The sequence below is a fragment of the Marinobacter sp. EVN1 genome (assembly GCF_000475375.1).
Lineage (GTDB): Bacteria > Pseudomonadota > Gammaproteobacteria > Pseudomonadales > Oleiphilaceae > Marinobacter > Marinobacter nauticus.
The window spans coordinates 1-15494 of the sequence record NZ_AXCB01000009.1 but is presented as its reverse complement, the minus strand read 5'-3'; the positions used below and the strand labels follow the sequence as shown (position 1 = coordinate 15494).

Genomic DNA, 15494 nt, shown 5'->3' with positions numbered 1-15494 from the left:
GTTACGCTCAAACTTTGCTTTGGACACGGTTACACCTCTTCCTGTTTCTTAAGTCCTGGGATCAACCCTTTTTAATGATCGCTTCGGCAATGTTCGAAGGAGCTTCCATATAGCGGGAGAACTCCATCGCATAAGACGCCCGACCCTGTGTTGCAGAACGCAGGTCGGTGGCGTAACCGAACATCTCCGACAACGGAACTTCAGCACGGATGACCTTGCCCGCCGGGCCTTCATCCATACCCTGCACAAGGCCGCGACGACGGTTCAGGTCGCCAACAACGTCACCCATGTAATCTTCAGGGGTAACAACCTCAACCTTCATGATCGGCTCAAGAAGGGCAGGATTTGCTTCGAGGGCGCCTTTCTTCATCGCCATGGAACCAGCGATCTTGAACGCCATTTCGTTGGAGTCGACGTCGTGATAGGAACCATCGTACAGCGTCGCCTTGATACCCAGCAGCGGATAGCCGGCCAGACAGCCGTTCTGCATCTGCTCCTCGATACCCTGCTGAACCGCCGGAATGTATTCCTTGGGAACCACACCACCAACGATCTCGTTCACGAAGATGAAGTTTTCAGCATCTTCATCATCCAGAGGCAGCGGCTCCAACTTCACTTTTACGTGACCGTACTGACCGCGACCACCAGACTGACGAACGAATTTACCTTCAACATCAACCGGCTTACGAATGCACTCACGATAAGCCACCTGAGGCTTACCGATGTTGGCCTCAACCTTGAACTCGCGACGCATACGGTCAACGATGATGTCCAGGTGAAGCTCACCCATACCAGAGATGATGGTCTGACCGGACTCTTCGTCGGTGCGAACACGGAACGAAGGATCTTCCTGGGCCAGCTTGCCCAGCGCCACACCCATCTTCTCCTGGTCAGCCTTGGACTTCGGCTCAACCGCCACAGAGATAACCGGCTCAGGGAACTCCATGCGCTCCAGAACAATCTTGTTGTTCTCGTCACACAGGGTGTCACCGGTGGTCACGTTCTTCAGGCCAATGGCAGCGGCGATGTCGCCCGCCAGAACTTCCTTGATCTCTTCACGGTCGTTGGCGTGCATCTGAACCATACGGCCCACACGCTCTTTCTTGCCTTTAACCGAGTTGAACACGGCATTACCAGATTCCAGCTTACCGGAGTAAACACGGAAGAAGGTCAGCGTGCCCACGAACGGATCGGTGGCGATCTTGAACGCCAGAGCAGCGAACGGCGCATCGTCGTCAACCGGACGAGTCTCTTCTGTACCTTCGTCGTCAACCTCACCGCGGATGGCTTTAACCTCATCCGGAGCCGGCAGGAATTCGATAACGGCATCAAGTACCGCCTGCACACCCTTGTTCTTGAACGCGGAACCACAGGTCGCCAGAACGATTTCGTTGGCGATGGTACGATCGCGCAGACCTTTCTTGATCTCTTCGTAGGTCAGCTCTTCGCCTTCCAGGTACTTGTCCATGTACTCTTCGTTGGCTTCGGCAGCAGCTTCAATCATCTGCTCGCGAGCCTTCTCGGCTTCAGCCTTCATGGATTCCGGAATGTCGCGAAGCTCGTAGGTCATGCCCTGGTCAGCTTCGTTCCAGTAGATAGCCTTCATGCGCAGCAGGTCAACGATGCCTTCGAAATCGTCTTCCGCGCCGATCGGCAGCTGGATGGGCACAGTGGTCGCGCCCAGACGGTTACGGATCTGCTCAACAACGCGCATAAAGTTAGCGCCGGCACGGTCCATCTTGTTGACGAACACCATGCGCGGAACTTCATACTTGTTGGCCTGACGCCATACAGTCTCGGACTGCGGCTCAACACCGGAAGAACCACAGAATACAACGACCGCACCGTCGAGAACCCGCAGAGAACGCTCTACTTCGATAGTGAAGTCAACGTGCCCCGGTGTGTCGATGATGTTGATGCGGTGCTCGGGGTATTGCTTGTCCATACCCTGCCAGAAGGTTGTAACAGCGGCAGACGTGATGGTGATACCACGCTCCTGCTCCTGCTCCATCCAGTCTGTAGTGGAAGCGCCGTCATGGGTTTCACCCATTTTGTGACTACGACCGGTGTAGTAAAGAATACGCTCGGTTGTAGTGGTCTTGCCCGCATCCACGTGCGCACAGATACCAATGTTTCTGTAACGTTTGATAGGAGTCTTGCGTGCCACGATATAAACCTCGGCTTGTTAGAAACGGAAGTGAGAGAATGCTTTGTTGGCTTCTGCCATACGATGCACGTCTTCGCGCTTCTTCACCGCGGCACCTTTGCTGTCTGCCGCGTCAAGAATTTCGCCGGCCAGACGTTGCGCCATGGACTTCTCACCACGCTTCCGTGAGTATTCGACGAGCCAGCGCATAGCCAGCGCGTTCTGACGGGAAGGCCGTACTTCTACAGGCACCTGGTAAGTAGCACCACCCACGCGACGGGATTTTACTTCCACCATCGGTTGGATGTTCTCCAGGGCCTTCTCGAACATTTCGATCGGCTCTTCCTTGGATTTCTCGGCAACAATATCGAGCGCGCCATAAACAATGCGCTCTGCAACAGACTTCTTACCGCTTTCCATCACGTGGTTGATGAACTTGGCAAGACGTGCACTGCCGAATTTCGGATCGGGAATAATTTCCCGCTTAGCTGCAACTCTTCTTCTAGGCATCGATAAGCCCTTATATATCTAAAAGGTCTTCAGGAACCCCTGAGATAGCCATCTGCTACTCAGCCTTACTCTTACCGTTCTGACAAGCAACGATAAAAGACACCCGCTCGGGACATCAGGACTTGGGTCGTTTTGCACCGTACTTGGAGCGGCCCTGCTTACGGTTCTGTACACCCTGGGTGTCCAAAGTACCGCGAACAGTGTGATAGCGCACACCCGGAAGGTCTTTTACTCGACCGCCCCGGATCAGCACAACACTGTGCTCCTGAAGGTTGTGACCTTCACCACCAATGTATGAGGAAACCTCGTAGCCGTTAGTCAGACGAACACGGCACACTTTACGCAGTGCTGAGTTCGGCTTCTTCGGCGTAGTGGTGTATACACGAGTGCACACACCACGGCGCTGAGGGCAAGCCTGGAGCGCGGGAACGTCGCTCTTGGCTACCTTGCGCTTACGAGGCTTACGCACCAACTGATTAATCGTTGCCATGTAAGCAAACTCCAAAAAAACCATACCAATGAAACTTACCCCCAATGCAGGGGGTAAAATTTAAGGGACGCAAGTTTAAGCTTGCGTCCCGAGTCAGTCAAGATGACTGATCTCTTTTTAACCACCCTGGAGGTAGGTATCTACCCCGAGGGTGGCGCGCGCGAACTCAGCTTTCGCGGTTAAGTTCGGCGCTCAGAGCTTCTTCAACATCGGCCGCAGTCACGCCCTGCTCTTCCAGGTCACGCTTGCGACGGCGCTCGTTGTGATAGGCAAGACCTGTACCGGCCGGAATCAGACGCCCTACCACAACGTTTTCCTTCAGACCGCGCAGGTAGTCCCGCTTGCCAGTCACCGCACCCTCGGTCAGAACCCGGGTGGTTTCCTGGAACGAGGCCGCAGAGATGAAGGACTCGGTCGCCAACGATGCCTTGGTGATACCAAGCAGCAGACGCTCGAAGCGTGCAGGCTCTTTGTCTGCCGCATTCGCCTTCTCGTTCTCTTCCATCACCTGGGTAATTTCTACCTGGTCGCCCGACAGCAGAGTGGTATCACCCGGATCGGTGATTTCCACCTTGCGCAGCATCTGGCGAACGATAACCTCGATATGTTTATCGTTGATGACAACGCCCTGCAGACGGTACACGTCCTGGATTTCGTTGGTGATGTACTTGGCCAGCTCGACCACACCCAGCAGACGCAGGATGTCGTGCGGGTTGGACGGACCATCCGAGATCACCTCACCCTTTTCAACGGTTTCACCTTCGAACACGTTGAGCTGGCGATGCTTCGGAATCAGAACCTCATAGGCATCATCATCCTTCGGCGTGATCACCAGGCGCTTCTTGCCTTTGGTCTCTTTACCGAAGGAAACCACCCCGCTGATCTCCGCGAGGATCGCGGACTCTTTCGGACGACGGGCCTCGAACAGGTCGGCAACCCGAGGCAGACCACCGGTGATGTCCCGGGTCTTCGAGCTTTCCTGCGGAATACGGGCGACCACATCACCCAGCTCGATCTTGGCACCATTCGCCATGGTTACCAGAGCGTTGGCCGGCAGGAAGAAGATCGCGGTACCGCCCCCGGGCAGCTCCACTTCCTCTCCCGAGTCGTCGACCAACTGAATGGCCGGACGAATGTCCTTACCCGCAGCCGGACGCTCTTTCGGGTCAATCACTTCCATCGTGGACAGACCGGTCAGCTCGTCAGCCTGGGTACGGACAGTAATGCCCTCTTCCATGTTGACGAACTTGGCGGTGCCCTTCGCTTCCGCGATGATCGGGTGCGTGTGCGGATCCCACTTGGCAACCACAACACCAGCTTCTACCTGATCACCGTTCTTCACAGACAGCACGGCACCGTACGGCAGTTTGTACCACTCGCGCTCACGCCCCTGCTCATCGGCAATGGCCAGCGCGGAGGAACGGGATACCACCACCAGCGAACCGTCGGTTTTCTCGATCGACTTCAGGTTGTGCAGGCGTACCGTACCACCATGCTTCACCTGGATATTGTCTACCGCAGACGCCCGGCTCGCGGCACCACCAATGTGGAAGGTACGCATGGTCAGCTGGGTACCAGGCTCACCGATGGACTGGGCAGCGATAACACCTACCGCTTCGCCCACGTTCACCTGGTGGCCACGGGCCAGATCACGGCCGTAACACTTGGAACAGATGCCGTGACGGGTCTCACAGGTAATCGCAGAGCGTACCCAGATTTCGTCTACACCCGCGCGCTCAACCATTTCGACGGTCTTCTCGTCGAGCAGTGTGCCCGCAGGAACAACGGCGTTGTCCTTGTCAGTCGGCGTGAACACATCGCGAGCCGTCACACGACCCAGAACCCGGTCGCCCAGCGGCACAACCACGTCGCCGCCTTCGATGTGCGGCGTCATCAGCAGACCTTCATCGGTACCACAGTCTTCCTCGGTCACCACCAGATCCTGAGACACGTCAACCAGACGGCGGGTCAGGTAACCGGAGTTCGCGGTCTTCAGTGCAGTATCCGCCAGACCTTTACGAGCACCGTGAGTCGAGATGAAGTACTGGAGTACGTTCAGACCTTCACGGAAGTTAGCCGTAATCGGCGTTTCGATGATGGAACCATCCGGCTTGGCCATCAGACCACGCATACCGGACAGCTGACGGATCTGGGCGGCGGAACCCCGCGCACCGGAATCGGCCATCATGTAGACGGAGTTGAAGGACTCCTGCATCAGGTCTTCACCGTCTTCGCCCTTCACTGGCTGGCCATCAGGGCCAATAACCTGCTCTTTGGACAGACGCTCCATCATTGCCTTGGACACTTTGTCGTTGGCACGGGACCAGATGTCGATCACCTTGTTGTACTTCTCACCCTGGGTCAGAAGACCGGATGCGTACTGGTTTTCGATGTCTTTTACTTCGTCGGAGGCTGCATCCACCAGCTCGTACTTCTCCGGCGGAATCTCGAAATCGTTAAAGCCGATCGAGATACCGGAACGGGTTGCGTAGTGGTAACCCATGTACATCAACTGGTCAGCGAAGATGACCGTGTCTTTCAGACCAGCATCCCGGTAACAGGTGTTGATCAGGTTGGAAATCGCCTTCTTCACCATCGGCTTGTTGACGATCTCGAACGGCAGGCCGTCCGGCACGATATCGTAAAGCAGAGCGCGACCAACGGTGGTATCGACAATGCGGAAGCTCTCGGTACGGTTACCGTCTTCGTCAACCGCAACTTCCTTGACCCGAACCTTAACCTTCGCCTGCAGGTCAACCTGACCGGCACCGTAAGCGCGATGGGCTTCCTTGACGTCAGCAAAGACCATACCTTCACCCAGAGCGGCGTGACGCTCACGGGTCATGTAGTACAGCCCCAGTACCACGTCCTGAGACGGTACGATAATGGGCTCGCCGTTGGCGGGCGACAACACGTTGTTGGTAGACATCATCAACGCGCGGGCCTCGAGCTGGGCTTCCAGAGTCAGCGGTACGTGTACCGCCATCTGGTCACCATCGAAGTCAGCGTTGTAGGCCGCACACACCAGCGGGTGCAGCTGAATGGCCTTACCTTCGATCAGAACCGGCTCGAACGCCTGGATACCCAGACGGTGCAGGGTCGGCGCACGGTTCAGCAGGATCGGATGCTCACGGATGACCTCATCCAGGATATCCCAGACCACGCCTTCCTCACGCTCGACCATCTTCTTGGCGGCCTTGATCGTGGTCGCCAGTCCGCGGTGCTCAAGCTTTGAGAAAATGAACGGTTTGAACAGCTCCAGAGCCATTTTCTTCGGCAGACCGCACTGATGCAGGCGCAGGTACGGTCCTACCACGATCACCGAACGGCCGGAGTAGTCAACACGCTTACCCAGCAGGTTCTGACGGAAACGACCCTGCTTACCCTTGATCATGTCAGCCAGGGACTTCAGCGGGCGCTTGTTGGTGCCGGTGATGGCACGGCCACGACGGCCATTGTCCAGCAGGGCATCCACAGCTTCCTGCAGCATCCGCTTCTCGTTACGCACGATGATGTCCGGAGCATTCAGCTCCAAAAGGCGCTTGAGACGGTTGTTCCGGTTGATCACCCGACGGTACAGGTCGTTCAGGTCGGAAGTGGCAAAACGGCCACCATCCAGCGGAACCAGGGGGCGCAGGTCCGGCGGAAGAACCGGCAGCACGGTCATGACCATGTCGCCTGGCTTGTTACCGGAATACAGGAACGCTTCCAGAATTTTCAGGCGCTTGCTGAATTTCTTGATCTTGGTTTCGGAGTTGGTCTGCGGAATTTCTTCGCGCAGCGCGTCAACTTCTGCCTGCAGATCGATGTCTTCCAGCAATTGCTTGACGGCTTCCGCACCCATGCGGGCGTCGAACTCGTCACCAAACTCTTCCAGGGCTTCGTAATACTGCTCATCGTTCAGCAGCTGGCCCTTCTCCAGAGTGGTCATGCCCGGATCGATAACAATAAAGCTCTCGAAGTACAGAACCCGCTCGATGTCACGCAGGGTCATGTCCAGCATCAGACCGATGCGGGACGGCAGCGACTTCAGGAACCAGATATGGGCGACCGGGCTGGCCAGCTCAATATGGCCCATGCGCTCACGACGAACGCTCGCCAGGGCAACCTCGACACCACACTTTTCACAAATGACACCGCGGTGCTTGAGGCGCTTGTATTTTCCGCACAGACACTCGTAGTCCTTGATCGGGCCGAAGATCTTGGCACAGAAAAGACCGTCACGCTCCGGCTTGAAGGTACGGTAGTTAATGGTCTCAGGCTTTTTTACTTCGCCAAAAGACCAGGAACGAATCATGTCAGGCGACGCCAGGCCAATGCGGATGGCGTCGAATTCCTTGCTCTGATTCTGGCTCTTGAGAAGATTCAGCAAATCTTTCATCAGTTAAAGCTCCGGATGGCGTTAATCTCGGGCGGGCACACGGAGTGCCCGCTCACGCTGCCAAAAACAATTCGGCTCACTCGGATTCCAGCTCGATGTCGATACCCAACGAGCGGATTTCCTTGACAAGAACGTTGAAGGATTCAGGCATGCCCGGCTCCATACGATGATCGCCATCGACAATGTTCTTGTACATCTTGGTCCGACCGTTTACGTCGTCAGACTTGACGGTGAGCATTTCCTGCAGGGTATAGGCGGCACCGTATGCCTCCAGAGCCCAGACTTCCATCTCACCGAAGCGCTGACCACCGAACTGAGCCTTACCACCCAGCGGCTGCTGGGTAACCAGGCTGTAAGAGCCGGTAGAACGAGCGTGCATCTTGTCGTCGATCAGGTGGTTCAGCTTGAGAATGTACATATAGCCAACAGTTACCGGACGATCAAACGCATCGCCGGTACGGCCGTCATAGAGCTTGGTCTGACCAGTAGTATCCAGGCCAGCCAACTCAAGCATTCTCTTCACCTCGGCTTCCTTGGCACCATCGAAGACCGGTGTTGCCATGGGAACGCCACCACGCAGGTTGTTGCACAGCTCGAAAATCTCTTTGTCAGTCAGACTGTCAAGGTCAACCTTGAACACTTCGTCCGAATGATTGTAGATCTCGTCCAGCAACTTGCGAAGCTCAGCCACCTTGCGCTGCTCATCAAGCATGCGGCTGATCCGCTCACCCAGACCTTTAGCCGCAGCACCCAGATGAGTTTCAAGCACCTGACCAACGTTCATCCGCGACGGTACACCGAGCGGGTTCAGAACGATATCGACGGTATTGCCAAACTCGTCGTAGGGCATGTCTTCAATCGGCATAACCGCAGAGATAACACCCTTGTTACCATGACGGCCAGCCATCTTGTCGCCCGGCTGAATACGACGTTTGATTGCCAGGTAAACCTTAACAATCTTGAGTACGCCAGGAGCCAGATCGTCGCCCTGCTGAAGCTTGCCCTTCTTGTCGTCAAAGCGAGCTTCGTGCTCTTTCTTGCGATCCTCGAGGCCCTGCTCGGATTTCTCCAGCAACTCGTTCAAAGCTTCGTCTTTCATGCGCAGCTTGAACCAGTCGGCTCGCGGCAGTTCCGCCAGGTAGGCTTCTTCCAGCTTCGCACCCTTTTTCAGGCCAGGACCACTGATCACTTCCTGACCTTTCAGAGCGGCCATCAGACGCTCGAACGTCGCACCTTCAACAATGCGGTACTCGTCTTTCAGGTCCTTACGGTACTTGTCCAGCTGCTCTTTCTCGATCGAAAGCGCTCGGGCATCTTTCTCGATACCGTCACGGGTGAAGACCTGAACGTCAATGACCGTACCACGGGTACCGGTCGGCACACGCTGAGATGTGTCCTTAACGTCAGACGCTTTTTCACCAAAGATGGCACGCAGAAGCTTCTCTTCCGGGGTCAGTTGGGTTTCGCCTTTCGGCGTTACCTTACCAACCAGAATGTCGCCGGGGCCCACTTCAGCGCCGATGTAGACAATGCCAGACTCATCCAGCTTGGACAGTGCGCTTTCACCCACGTTCGGAATATCTGCGGTGATTTCTTCGCTGCCCAGCTTGGTATCACGAGCCACACAGGTCAGTTCCTGAATGTGGATGGTGGTCAGACGGTCTTCCTGAACCACTTTCTCGGAGATGAGAATGGAGTCCTCAAAGTTGTAACCGTTCCAGGGCATGAACGCGATGCGCATGTTCTGACCCAGAGCCAGCTCACCCAGATCCACAGAAGGACCATCCGCCAACACATCGCCACGGGCAATCACGTCACCCTGACGCACGATAGAACGCTGGTTGATACAGGTGTTCTGGTTGGAGCGGGTGTACTTGGTGAGGTTATAGATATCCACACCTGCATCACCGGCTTCGGTTTCTTCGTTGTTGACGCGAACCACGATACGGGCCGCATCCACGCTTTCGATCACGCCACCGCGACGCGCGGTTACACACACGCCAGAGTCCTGAGCCACCGTGCGCTCAACACCGGTACCCACCAGCGGCACCTGCGACTTCAGGGTCGGGACAGCCTGGCGCTGCATGTTCGCACCCATCAGGGCCCGGTTGGCATCGTCGTGCTCCAGGAACGGGATCAGAGACGCCGCGACCGACACAACCTGGCGCGGAGATACGTCCATGAAGTTAACCGCTTCCGGAGGCGCTACGGTAAATTCGTTCTGGTGACGCACCGTAACCAGCTCATCAGTCAGACGCTTGCCTTCATCGGTAGCAGCGCTGGCCTGGGCGATCACGTAGTTGCTCTCTTCAATCGCAGAGAGGTAAACCACCTCGTCGGTCACCACACCATCGACCACCTTCCGGTACGGACTCTCAAGGAAGCCGTAGGAGTTGGACCGGGCGTAGGTTGCCAGCGAGTTGATCAGACCGATGTTCGGGCCTTCCGGAGTCTCGATCGGGCACACACGGCCGTAGTGGGTCGGATGTACGTCACGGACTTCGAAGCCGGCGCGTTCACGGGTCAGACCACCTGGGCCCAACGCGGAAATACGACGCTTGTGGGTAACCTCGGACAGCGGGTTGTTCTGATCCATGAACTGGGACAGCTGGCTGGAGCCAAAGAACTCTTTCACAGCGGCCGCAACCGGCTTGGCGTTGATCAGGTCCTGCGGCATCAGGCCTTCGCTTTCGGCGAGACTCAGACGCTCACGCACTGCACGCTCAACACGCACCAGACCAACACGGAACTGGTTTTCGGCCATTTCACCCACGCAACGCACACGACGGTTGCCCAGGTTATCAATGTCGTCCACCTGGCCCTGGCCGTTACGGATGGCAATCAAGGTCTTCAGTACGTCGATGATATCGTCGTGCGTCAGCGTACCTTCGCCGGTGCTTTCTTCCCGGCCCAGGCGACGATTCAGTTTCATCCGGCCAACGGCGGACAGATCGTAACGCTCTTCGGAGAAGAACAGGTTGTTAAACAGATTCTCCGCAGATTCCTTGGTAGGCGGTTCGCCCGGGCGCATCATGCGGTAGATTTCCACCAACGCTTCGAGCGGGGTGCGGGTCGGGTCGATACGCAGGGTATCCGACATGAACGGACCGCAATCCAGGTCGTTGGTGTACAGGGTTTCGATGTCTTTAACACCGGCATCGAGGATCTTGGTAATCACTTCCTCGGTCAGTTCGGTGTTGCATTCCACCAGCACTTCGCCGGTAGACTGATCGATCATGTCTTTGGCCAGGACACGACCGTAGAGATACTCGGTCGGTACTTCCAGCTCGGTGATACCGGCTTTTTCCAGCTGCTTGATGTGACGGGCAGTGATCCGGCGGCCTTCTTCAACAATCACGTTGCCGTCATTGTCTTTGATGTCGAAGGTTGCGATATCGCCACGCAGACGGCTTGGTACCAGCTCCAGCTTGCACACTTCCGCGCCCAGGCTGAACTTACTGGTTTCGAAGAACATCTCGAGCATTTGCTCGGAGGTGTAGCCCAGGCCACGCAACAGAATGGAGGCCGGCAGCTTACGACGGCGGTCGATACGAACGAACACGGCGTCCTTCGGATCGAACTCGAAGTCCAGCCAGGAGCCACGGTAAGGAATCACCCGGGCTGAGTACAACAGCTTGCCGGAGGAATGGGTCTTACCCTTGTCGTGATCGAAGAACACACCAGGTGAACGGTGGAGCTGGGAAACAATAACGCGCTCGGTACCGTTAACAACAAAGGTACCGTTCTCGGTCATCAGGGGCATTTCGCCCATGTAGACTTCTTGCTCTTTGATGTCCTTGATCGCCTTGTTAGACGATTCCTTATCATAAATGATCAGGCGGACCTTCACCCGTAGCGGCGCGGCGTAAGTTACGCCCCTGAGCTGACATTCCTTGACGTCAAAGACTGGCTCGCCGATTCGGTAGCTCACATACTCGAGCGCGGCGTTGCCAGAATAACTGACGATCGGGAATACGGATTTGAATGCTGCATGAAGACCAGTTTCCCGGCGGTCTTCAGGCGCAGTTTCCATTTGGAGGTAGTCCCGGAACGAATCCAGCTGAATTGACAGCAAATAGGGGACTTCCATCACGGAAGGCAATTTACTAAAGTCTTTGCGAATCCGCTTTTTCTCAGTGTAGGAGTAAGTCATCTGCATTCCCCAGCTTTAGACCTGATACCTGGTATCAAGAAGCAATCAAATGTTCTGCTTCGGGGCCGAATTGCTCGGCTTATCGCGCCGTCTTGAACAAGACTCTGGCTGTAGGTTATAGATCTGACATCAACCTGCAATTGCACACCAGACTCTATAGCATATACAACAGAAAAAGGCCGGTGGCACGAAGCCACCAGCCCGTCCATGCTTAACGCACGGTGTCGATCAACAGCCGACTCTTACTTGAGCTCAACAGAAGCGCCTGCTTCCTCAAGCTTCTTCTTGGCTTCTTCAGCCTCGTCCTTGCTTGCGCCTTCCTTAACAGTAGAAGGTGCGCCGTCAACCATTTCCTTGGCTTCTTTCAGACCCAGGCCAGTCAGTTCACGAACGGCCTTGATAACGTTTACTTTCTTCTCGCCAGCGCCGGTCAGAACTACGTCGAACTCGGTCTTCTCTTCGGCGGCTTCGCCAGCAGCGGCAGCAGCCGGAGCGGCAGCAACAGCGGCAGCAGCAGAAACGTTAAACTTCTCTTCCATTGCTTCTACGAGCTCAACAACTTCCATTACGCTCATTTCAGCAATTGCATTCAAAATATCGTCTTTAGACAGAGCCATGACTTTCTCCCAAAAATGTAAAAAATGGTGTTCAACAGAATCAAGCAGCGTCTTGCTTCTGATCCCGGACTGCAGCTACAACACGTGTGATCCTGCCCGGAATATCGTTCAGGGTACGTGCAAGCTTGGTAACTGGTGCCTGTGTAACAATGGCCAGCTTGGTCAACGCTTCGTGCAGCGTCGGCAGCGTAGCCAGGCGATCAATCTGTTCTGCACCCATCAGCTCACCGCCGACAGCCAGACCCTTGATTTCGAACGCCTCTTTCTCTTTGGCAAAATCCTTCAGCAGGCGCGCAGCGGCACCCGGATCTTCCATTGAGAAAGCCAGAATGGTCGGACCAACCAGCGCCGGATCAATGCACTCGAACTCGGTACCACGAATCGCGATCTTTGCCAGGTTGTTACGAACAACCTTCAGACGCACGTTTTCGGCACGAGCCTTGGCACGCAGCGCCGTCATGTCACCTGAGGTGACACCACGGTAGTCAGCCAAAACCACAGACAGAGCAGTACCAGCAGTCTCGTTGACTTCAGCGACGATCGCTTTCTTGTCTTCGAGTCTAATTGCCACTGGTTTTCTCCTCGATTTCGCCGGCTTATGCCAGCAAACCCATCTATGTCCCTCGCGGGACGCCTAACGGTGTTTGGGTTCAGAGAGAACGTCGTCACACCGTCTGCGCAGGCGTTGCTTTAACCCTTGAGGCGCCCTTCAAGAGGGCGCTGCGGGGGCCTGCGGTCTTTGACAGCCTTGGCTTCCGCCCAGACTACAAAGTAACTACCGTTCAGAGCCTCAGATGCTCAGAGTACCCTGATCGATAGTCAGGCCAGGACCCATCGTGGAAGAGATGGTGATCTTCTTCAGATACACACCCTTCGACGATGCAGGCTTGGCCTTTTTCAGATCTGCCACCAGAGCTTCAAGGTTTTCCTTGATGTTCTGCGCAGAGAATTCAACGTTACCCAGCGGAGCGTGGATAATGCCGTTTTTATCAGTACGGTAACGAACCTGACCGGCTTTGGCGTTCTTGACCGCAGTCTCAACGTCTGCAGTTACAGTACCAACCTTCGGGTTCGGCATCAGGCCGCGGGGACCAAGGATCTGGCCCAGTTGACCAACCACACGCATGGCATCCGGAGTGGCAATAACCACGTCGAAGTCCATATTGCCTTTCTTTACTTCGTCAGCCAGATCGTCCATACCTACCACGTCTGCACCGGCAGCAGTGGCTTTCTCGGCATTGGCACCCTGAGTGAACACAGCTACACGAACAGTCTTGCCAGTACCGTGCGGCAGAACAGTGCTGCTACGTACGACCTGGTCAGATTTACGCGCATCAACACCAAGGTTAACGGCTACGTCTACAGACTCTTTGAACTTGACGTTCTGGCCCAGCTCGGCCAACAGTGCTACCGCTTCATCAACGGAGTAGGCACGGGTAGAGTCTACTTTTTCACGAATCAGCTTCTGACGCTTGCTCAGCTTTGCCATCTTACAGACCCTCCACGTTCAGGCCCATGCTGCGGGCAGTTCCGGCAATGGTACGAACCGCTGCTTCCATATCGGCAGCAGTCAGATCCGGCTCTTTGGTCTTGGCAATTTCTTCCAGCTGAGCACGGGTTACCGTACCCACTTTGTCCGTGTTCGGACGACCGGAACCGCTCTTGATGCCAGCCGCTTTTTTCAGCAGCACCGGCGCCGGCGGGGTCTTGGTAATAAAGGTAAAGCTGCGATCACTGTATACAGTGATGACAGTCGGAATCGGCAAGCCCGGCTCCATGCCTTGAGTCTTGGCATTGAAGGCCTTACAGAATTCCATGATGTTTACGCCGCGCTGACCCAGGGCCGGACCAACGGGGGGACTCGGGTTGGCCTGACCGGCAGCAACCTGAAGCTTGATATACGCTTCAATTTTCTTTGCCATGATAGTTCTCCTGTGGGTTCTGACGCCTTTCGGCTCCCCGTTTATATAACTGCCTTCAGCAGACACAAAAAGCCCGCGTCGCCGTGGCGCGCGAGCTCTCAGGTTTTCAGGCTACGCTCAGTCTTTCTCGACCTGACCAAACTCCAGCTCTACCGGAGTTGAACGGCCAAAGATCAGGACCGCAACCTTAACTCGACTCTTCTCGTAGTCGACTTCCTCAACAACGCCATTGAAGTCTGCAAACGGACCTTCAACAACGCGCACAATCTCACCCGGCTCGAACAAGGTCTTCGGCTTGGGCTTGTCAGCACCGCTTTCTACACGACGCAGGATTGCTTCTGCCTCGCGCTCGGTAATGGGCGCCGGCTTGTCCTTGGTACCACCAATGAAACCGAGTACCCGAGGAGTATTCTTGACAAGATGCCATGAGGCATCATCCATTTCCATCTGGACCAATACGTACCCGGGATAGAACTTGCGCTCGCTCTTGCGCTTCTTGCCATCGCGCATTTCGACGACTTCCTCGGTCGGAACCAGGATCTCGCCAAACTTGTCTTCCATGCCTTCGAGCGCCACACGCTCCTTCAGAGTGCGCATCACGTGCTTTTCAAAGCCAGAATACGCATGAACGACGTACCAGCGTTTAGCCATTGCCCACTCCCGTTAGCCGATGAAGCCGGCGACCAGCCAGCTGATCAGCGAATCCATACCCCACAACATCAGAGCCACAACCAGCACAAACACCACAACAATAATCGTGGTCTGAACCAGCTCAGGCCTGGTGGGCCAAACGACTTTCCGGATCTCTACGCGTGCTTCCTTCAACAGGGTGGCAAAACGACGGCCACGCTCGGTCTGCAGCGCAACAAATGCAGCAACAAGACCCAGCCCAACAAGAGCCAGAACCCGATACAGCACAGACTCGGCACTGAAATACTGATTACCAACTACACCAACGGCAATCAGAACAAAAACAACCAGCCATTTCAGAGCATCGAAACGGCTGGTCGACTGAACGGCTTTTGACTCCATAGGAATCAGCTTATGTATCCGGATGTTGAAAAATGGCAGGCCAGGAGGGAATCGAACCCCCAACCTGCGGTTTTGGAGACCGCTGCTCTGCCAATTGAGCTACTGGCCTGCACCGAAACAACTCAGCGCAACAACAAACGAGTAACCCGAAGGTTACTCGATGATCTTGGCGACCACGCCGGCACCAACGGTACGACCACCTTCGCGAATCGCGAAGCGCAAGCCATCTTCCATGGCGATCGG

11 protein-coding genes, 1 tRNA gene and 1 pseudogene are annotated in these 15494 nt (G+C 55.6%); all 13 read right to left on the bottom strand.

The features are described 5' to 3' along the window. Positions 1-61: 61 nt before the first annotated feature. A complete protein-coding gene (gene fusA / locus Q674_RS24475) occupies positions 62-2167 on the bottom strand; it encodes an elongation factor G (RefSeq protein ID WP_014420485.1) in 2106 nt (701 codons plus the stop codon). A gap of 18 nt (positions 2168-2185) precedes the next feature. Beyond that, positions 2186-2656 (bottom strand): 30S ribosomal protein S7, encoded by a 471-nt coding sequence (gene rpsG, locus Q674_RS24470; RefSeq protein WP_011784243.1) that lies wholly within the window; start codon positions 2654-2656, stop codon positions 2186-2188. Between the two features lie 115 nt (positions 2657-2771). Beyond that, positions 2772-3146, bottom strand: coding sequence for a 30S ribosomal protein S12 (rpsL, locus tag Q674_RS24465; protein ID WP_008174844.1), 375 nt, complete (start codon positions 3144-3146; stop codon positions 2772-2774). 166 nt (positions 3147-3312) lie between these two features. Next, positions 3313-7527, bottom strand: coding sequence for a DNA-directed RNA polymerase subunit beta' (gene rpoC / locus Q674_RS24460; protein WP_011784242.1), 4215 nt, complete (start codon positions 7525-7527; stop codon positions 3313-3315). A 76-nt stretch (positions 7528-7603) separates the two neighbouring features. Further along, positions 7604-11680 (bottom strand): DNA-directed RNA polymerase subunit beta, encoded by a 4077-nt coding sequence (gene rpoB, locus Q674_RS24455; protein ID WP_031209736.1) that lies wholly within the window; start codon positions 11678-11680, stop codon positions 7604-7606. Between the two features lie 242 nt (positions 11681-11922). After that, positions 11923-12297, bottom strand: a complete 375-nt coding sequence (rplL, locus tag Q674_RS24450) for a 50S ribosomal protein L7/L12 (protein ID WP_011784240.1) — start codon at positions 12295-12297, stop codon at positions 11923-11925. Positions 12298-12337: 40 nt separating this feature from the next. Next, positions 12338-12868: a 50S ribosomal protein L10 gene (gene rplJ, locus Q674_RS24445; protein WP_014420483.1), complete on the bottom strand. Its 531-nt coding sequence runs from the start codon at positions 12866-12868 to the stop codon at positions 12338-12340. 219 nt (positions 12869-13087) lie between these two features. Next, the gene (gene rplA, locus Q674_RS24440) at positions 13088-13786 is read right to left on the bottom strand and encodes a 50S ribosomal protein L1 (protein ID WP_011784238.1); all 699 of its coding nucleotides are present in this window, start codon (positions 13784-13786) and stop codon (positions 13088-13090) included. Position 13787: 1 nt separating this feature from the next. Further along, complete coding sequence (rplK, locus tag Q674_RS24435) at positions 13788-14219, bottom strand: 50S ribosomal protein L11 (RefSeq protein ID WP_011784237.1); 432 nt, start codon at positions 14217-14219, stop codon at positions 13788-13790. A 117-nt stretch (positions 14220-14336) separates the two neighbouring features. Then, a complete protein-coding gene (gene nusG / locus Q674_RS24430; protein ID WP_011784236.1) occupies positions 14337-14870 on the bottom strand; it encodes a transcription termination/antitermination protein NusG in 534 nt (177 codons plus the stop codon). Positions 14871-14882: 12 nt separating this feature from the next. Next, the gene (gene secE, locus Q674_RS0120560; protein WP_031209734.1) at positions 14883-15251 is read right to left on the bottom strand and encodes a preprotein translocase subunit SecE; all 369 of its coding nucleotides are present in this window, start codon (positions 15249-15251) and stop codon (positions 14883-14885) included. Between the two features lie 33 nt (positions 15252-15284). After that, positions 15285-15360 (bottom strand) — tRNA-Trp (locus Q674_RS24425). 44 nt (positions 15361-15404) lie between these two features. Further along, a pseudogene (locus Q674_RS40800) lies at positions 15405-15494 on the bottom strand (elongation factor Tu); the annotation flags it as partial.

Bases quoted from the DNA above. Each gene is read 5' to 3' on its own strand.
- nusG (WP_011784236.1), bottom strand. From the start codon at position 14,870: ATGGCTAAACGCTGGTACGTCGTTCATGCGTATTCTGGCTTTGAAAAG.
- rpsG (WP_011784243.1), bottom strand. From the start codon at position 2,656: ATGCCTAGAAGAAGAGTTGCAGCTAAGCGGGAAATTATTCCCGATCCG.
- rpoC (WP_011784242.1), bottom strand. From the start codon at position 7,527: ATGAAAGATTTGCTGAATCTTCTCAAGAGCCAGAATCAGAGCAAGGAA.
- rplL (WP_011784240.1), bottom strand. From the start codon at position 12,297: ATGGCTCTGTCTAAAGACGATATTTTGAATGCAATTGCTGAAATGAGC.
- secE (WP_031209734.1), bottom strand. From the start codon at position 15,251: ATGGAGTCAAAAGCCGTTCAGTCGACCAGCCGTTTCGATGCTCTGAAA.
- rpoB (WP_031209736.1), bottom strand. From the start codon at position 11,680: ATGACTTACTCCTACACTGAGAAAAAGCGGATTCGCAAAGACTTTAGT.
- rpsL (WP_008174844.1), bottom strand. From the start codon at position 3,146: ATGGCAACGATTAATCAGTTGGTGCGTAAGCCTCGTAAGCGCAAGGTA.
- rplK (WP_011784237.1), bottom strand. From the start codon at position 14,219: ATGGCAAAGAAAATTGAAGCGTATATCAAGCTTCAGGTTGCTGCCGGT.
- rplA (WP_011784238.1), bottom strand. From the start codon at position 13,786: ATGGCAAAGCTGAGCAAGCGTCAGAAGCTGATTCGTGAAAAAGTAGAC.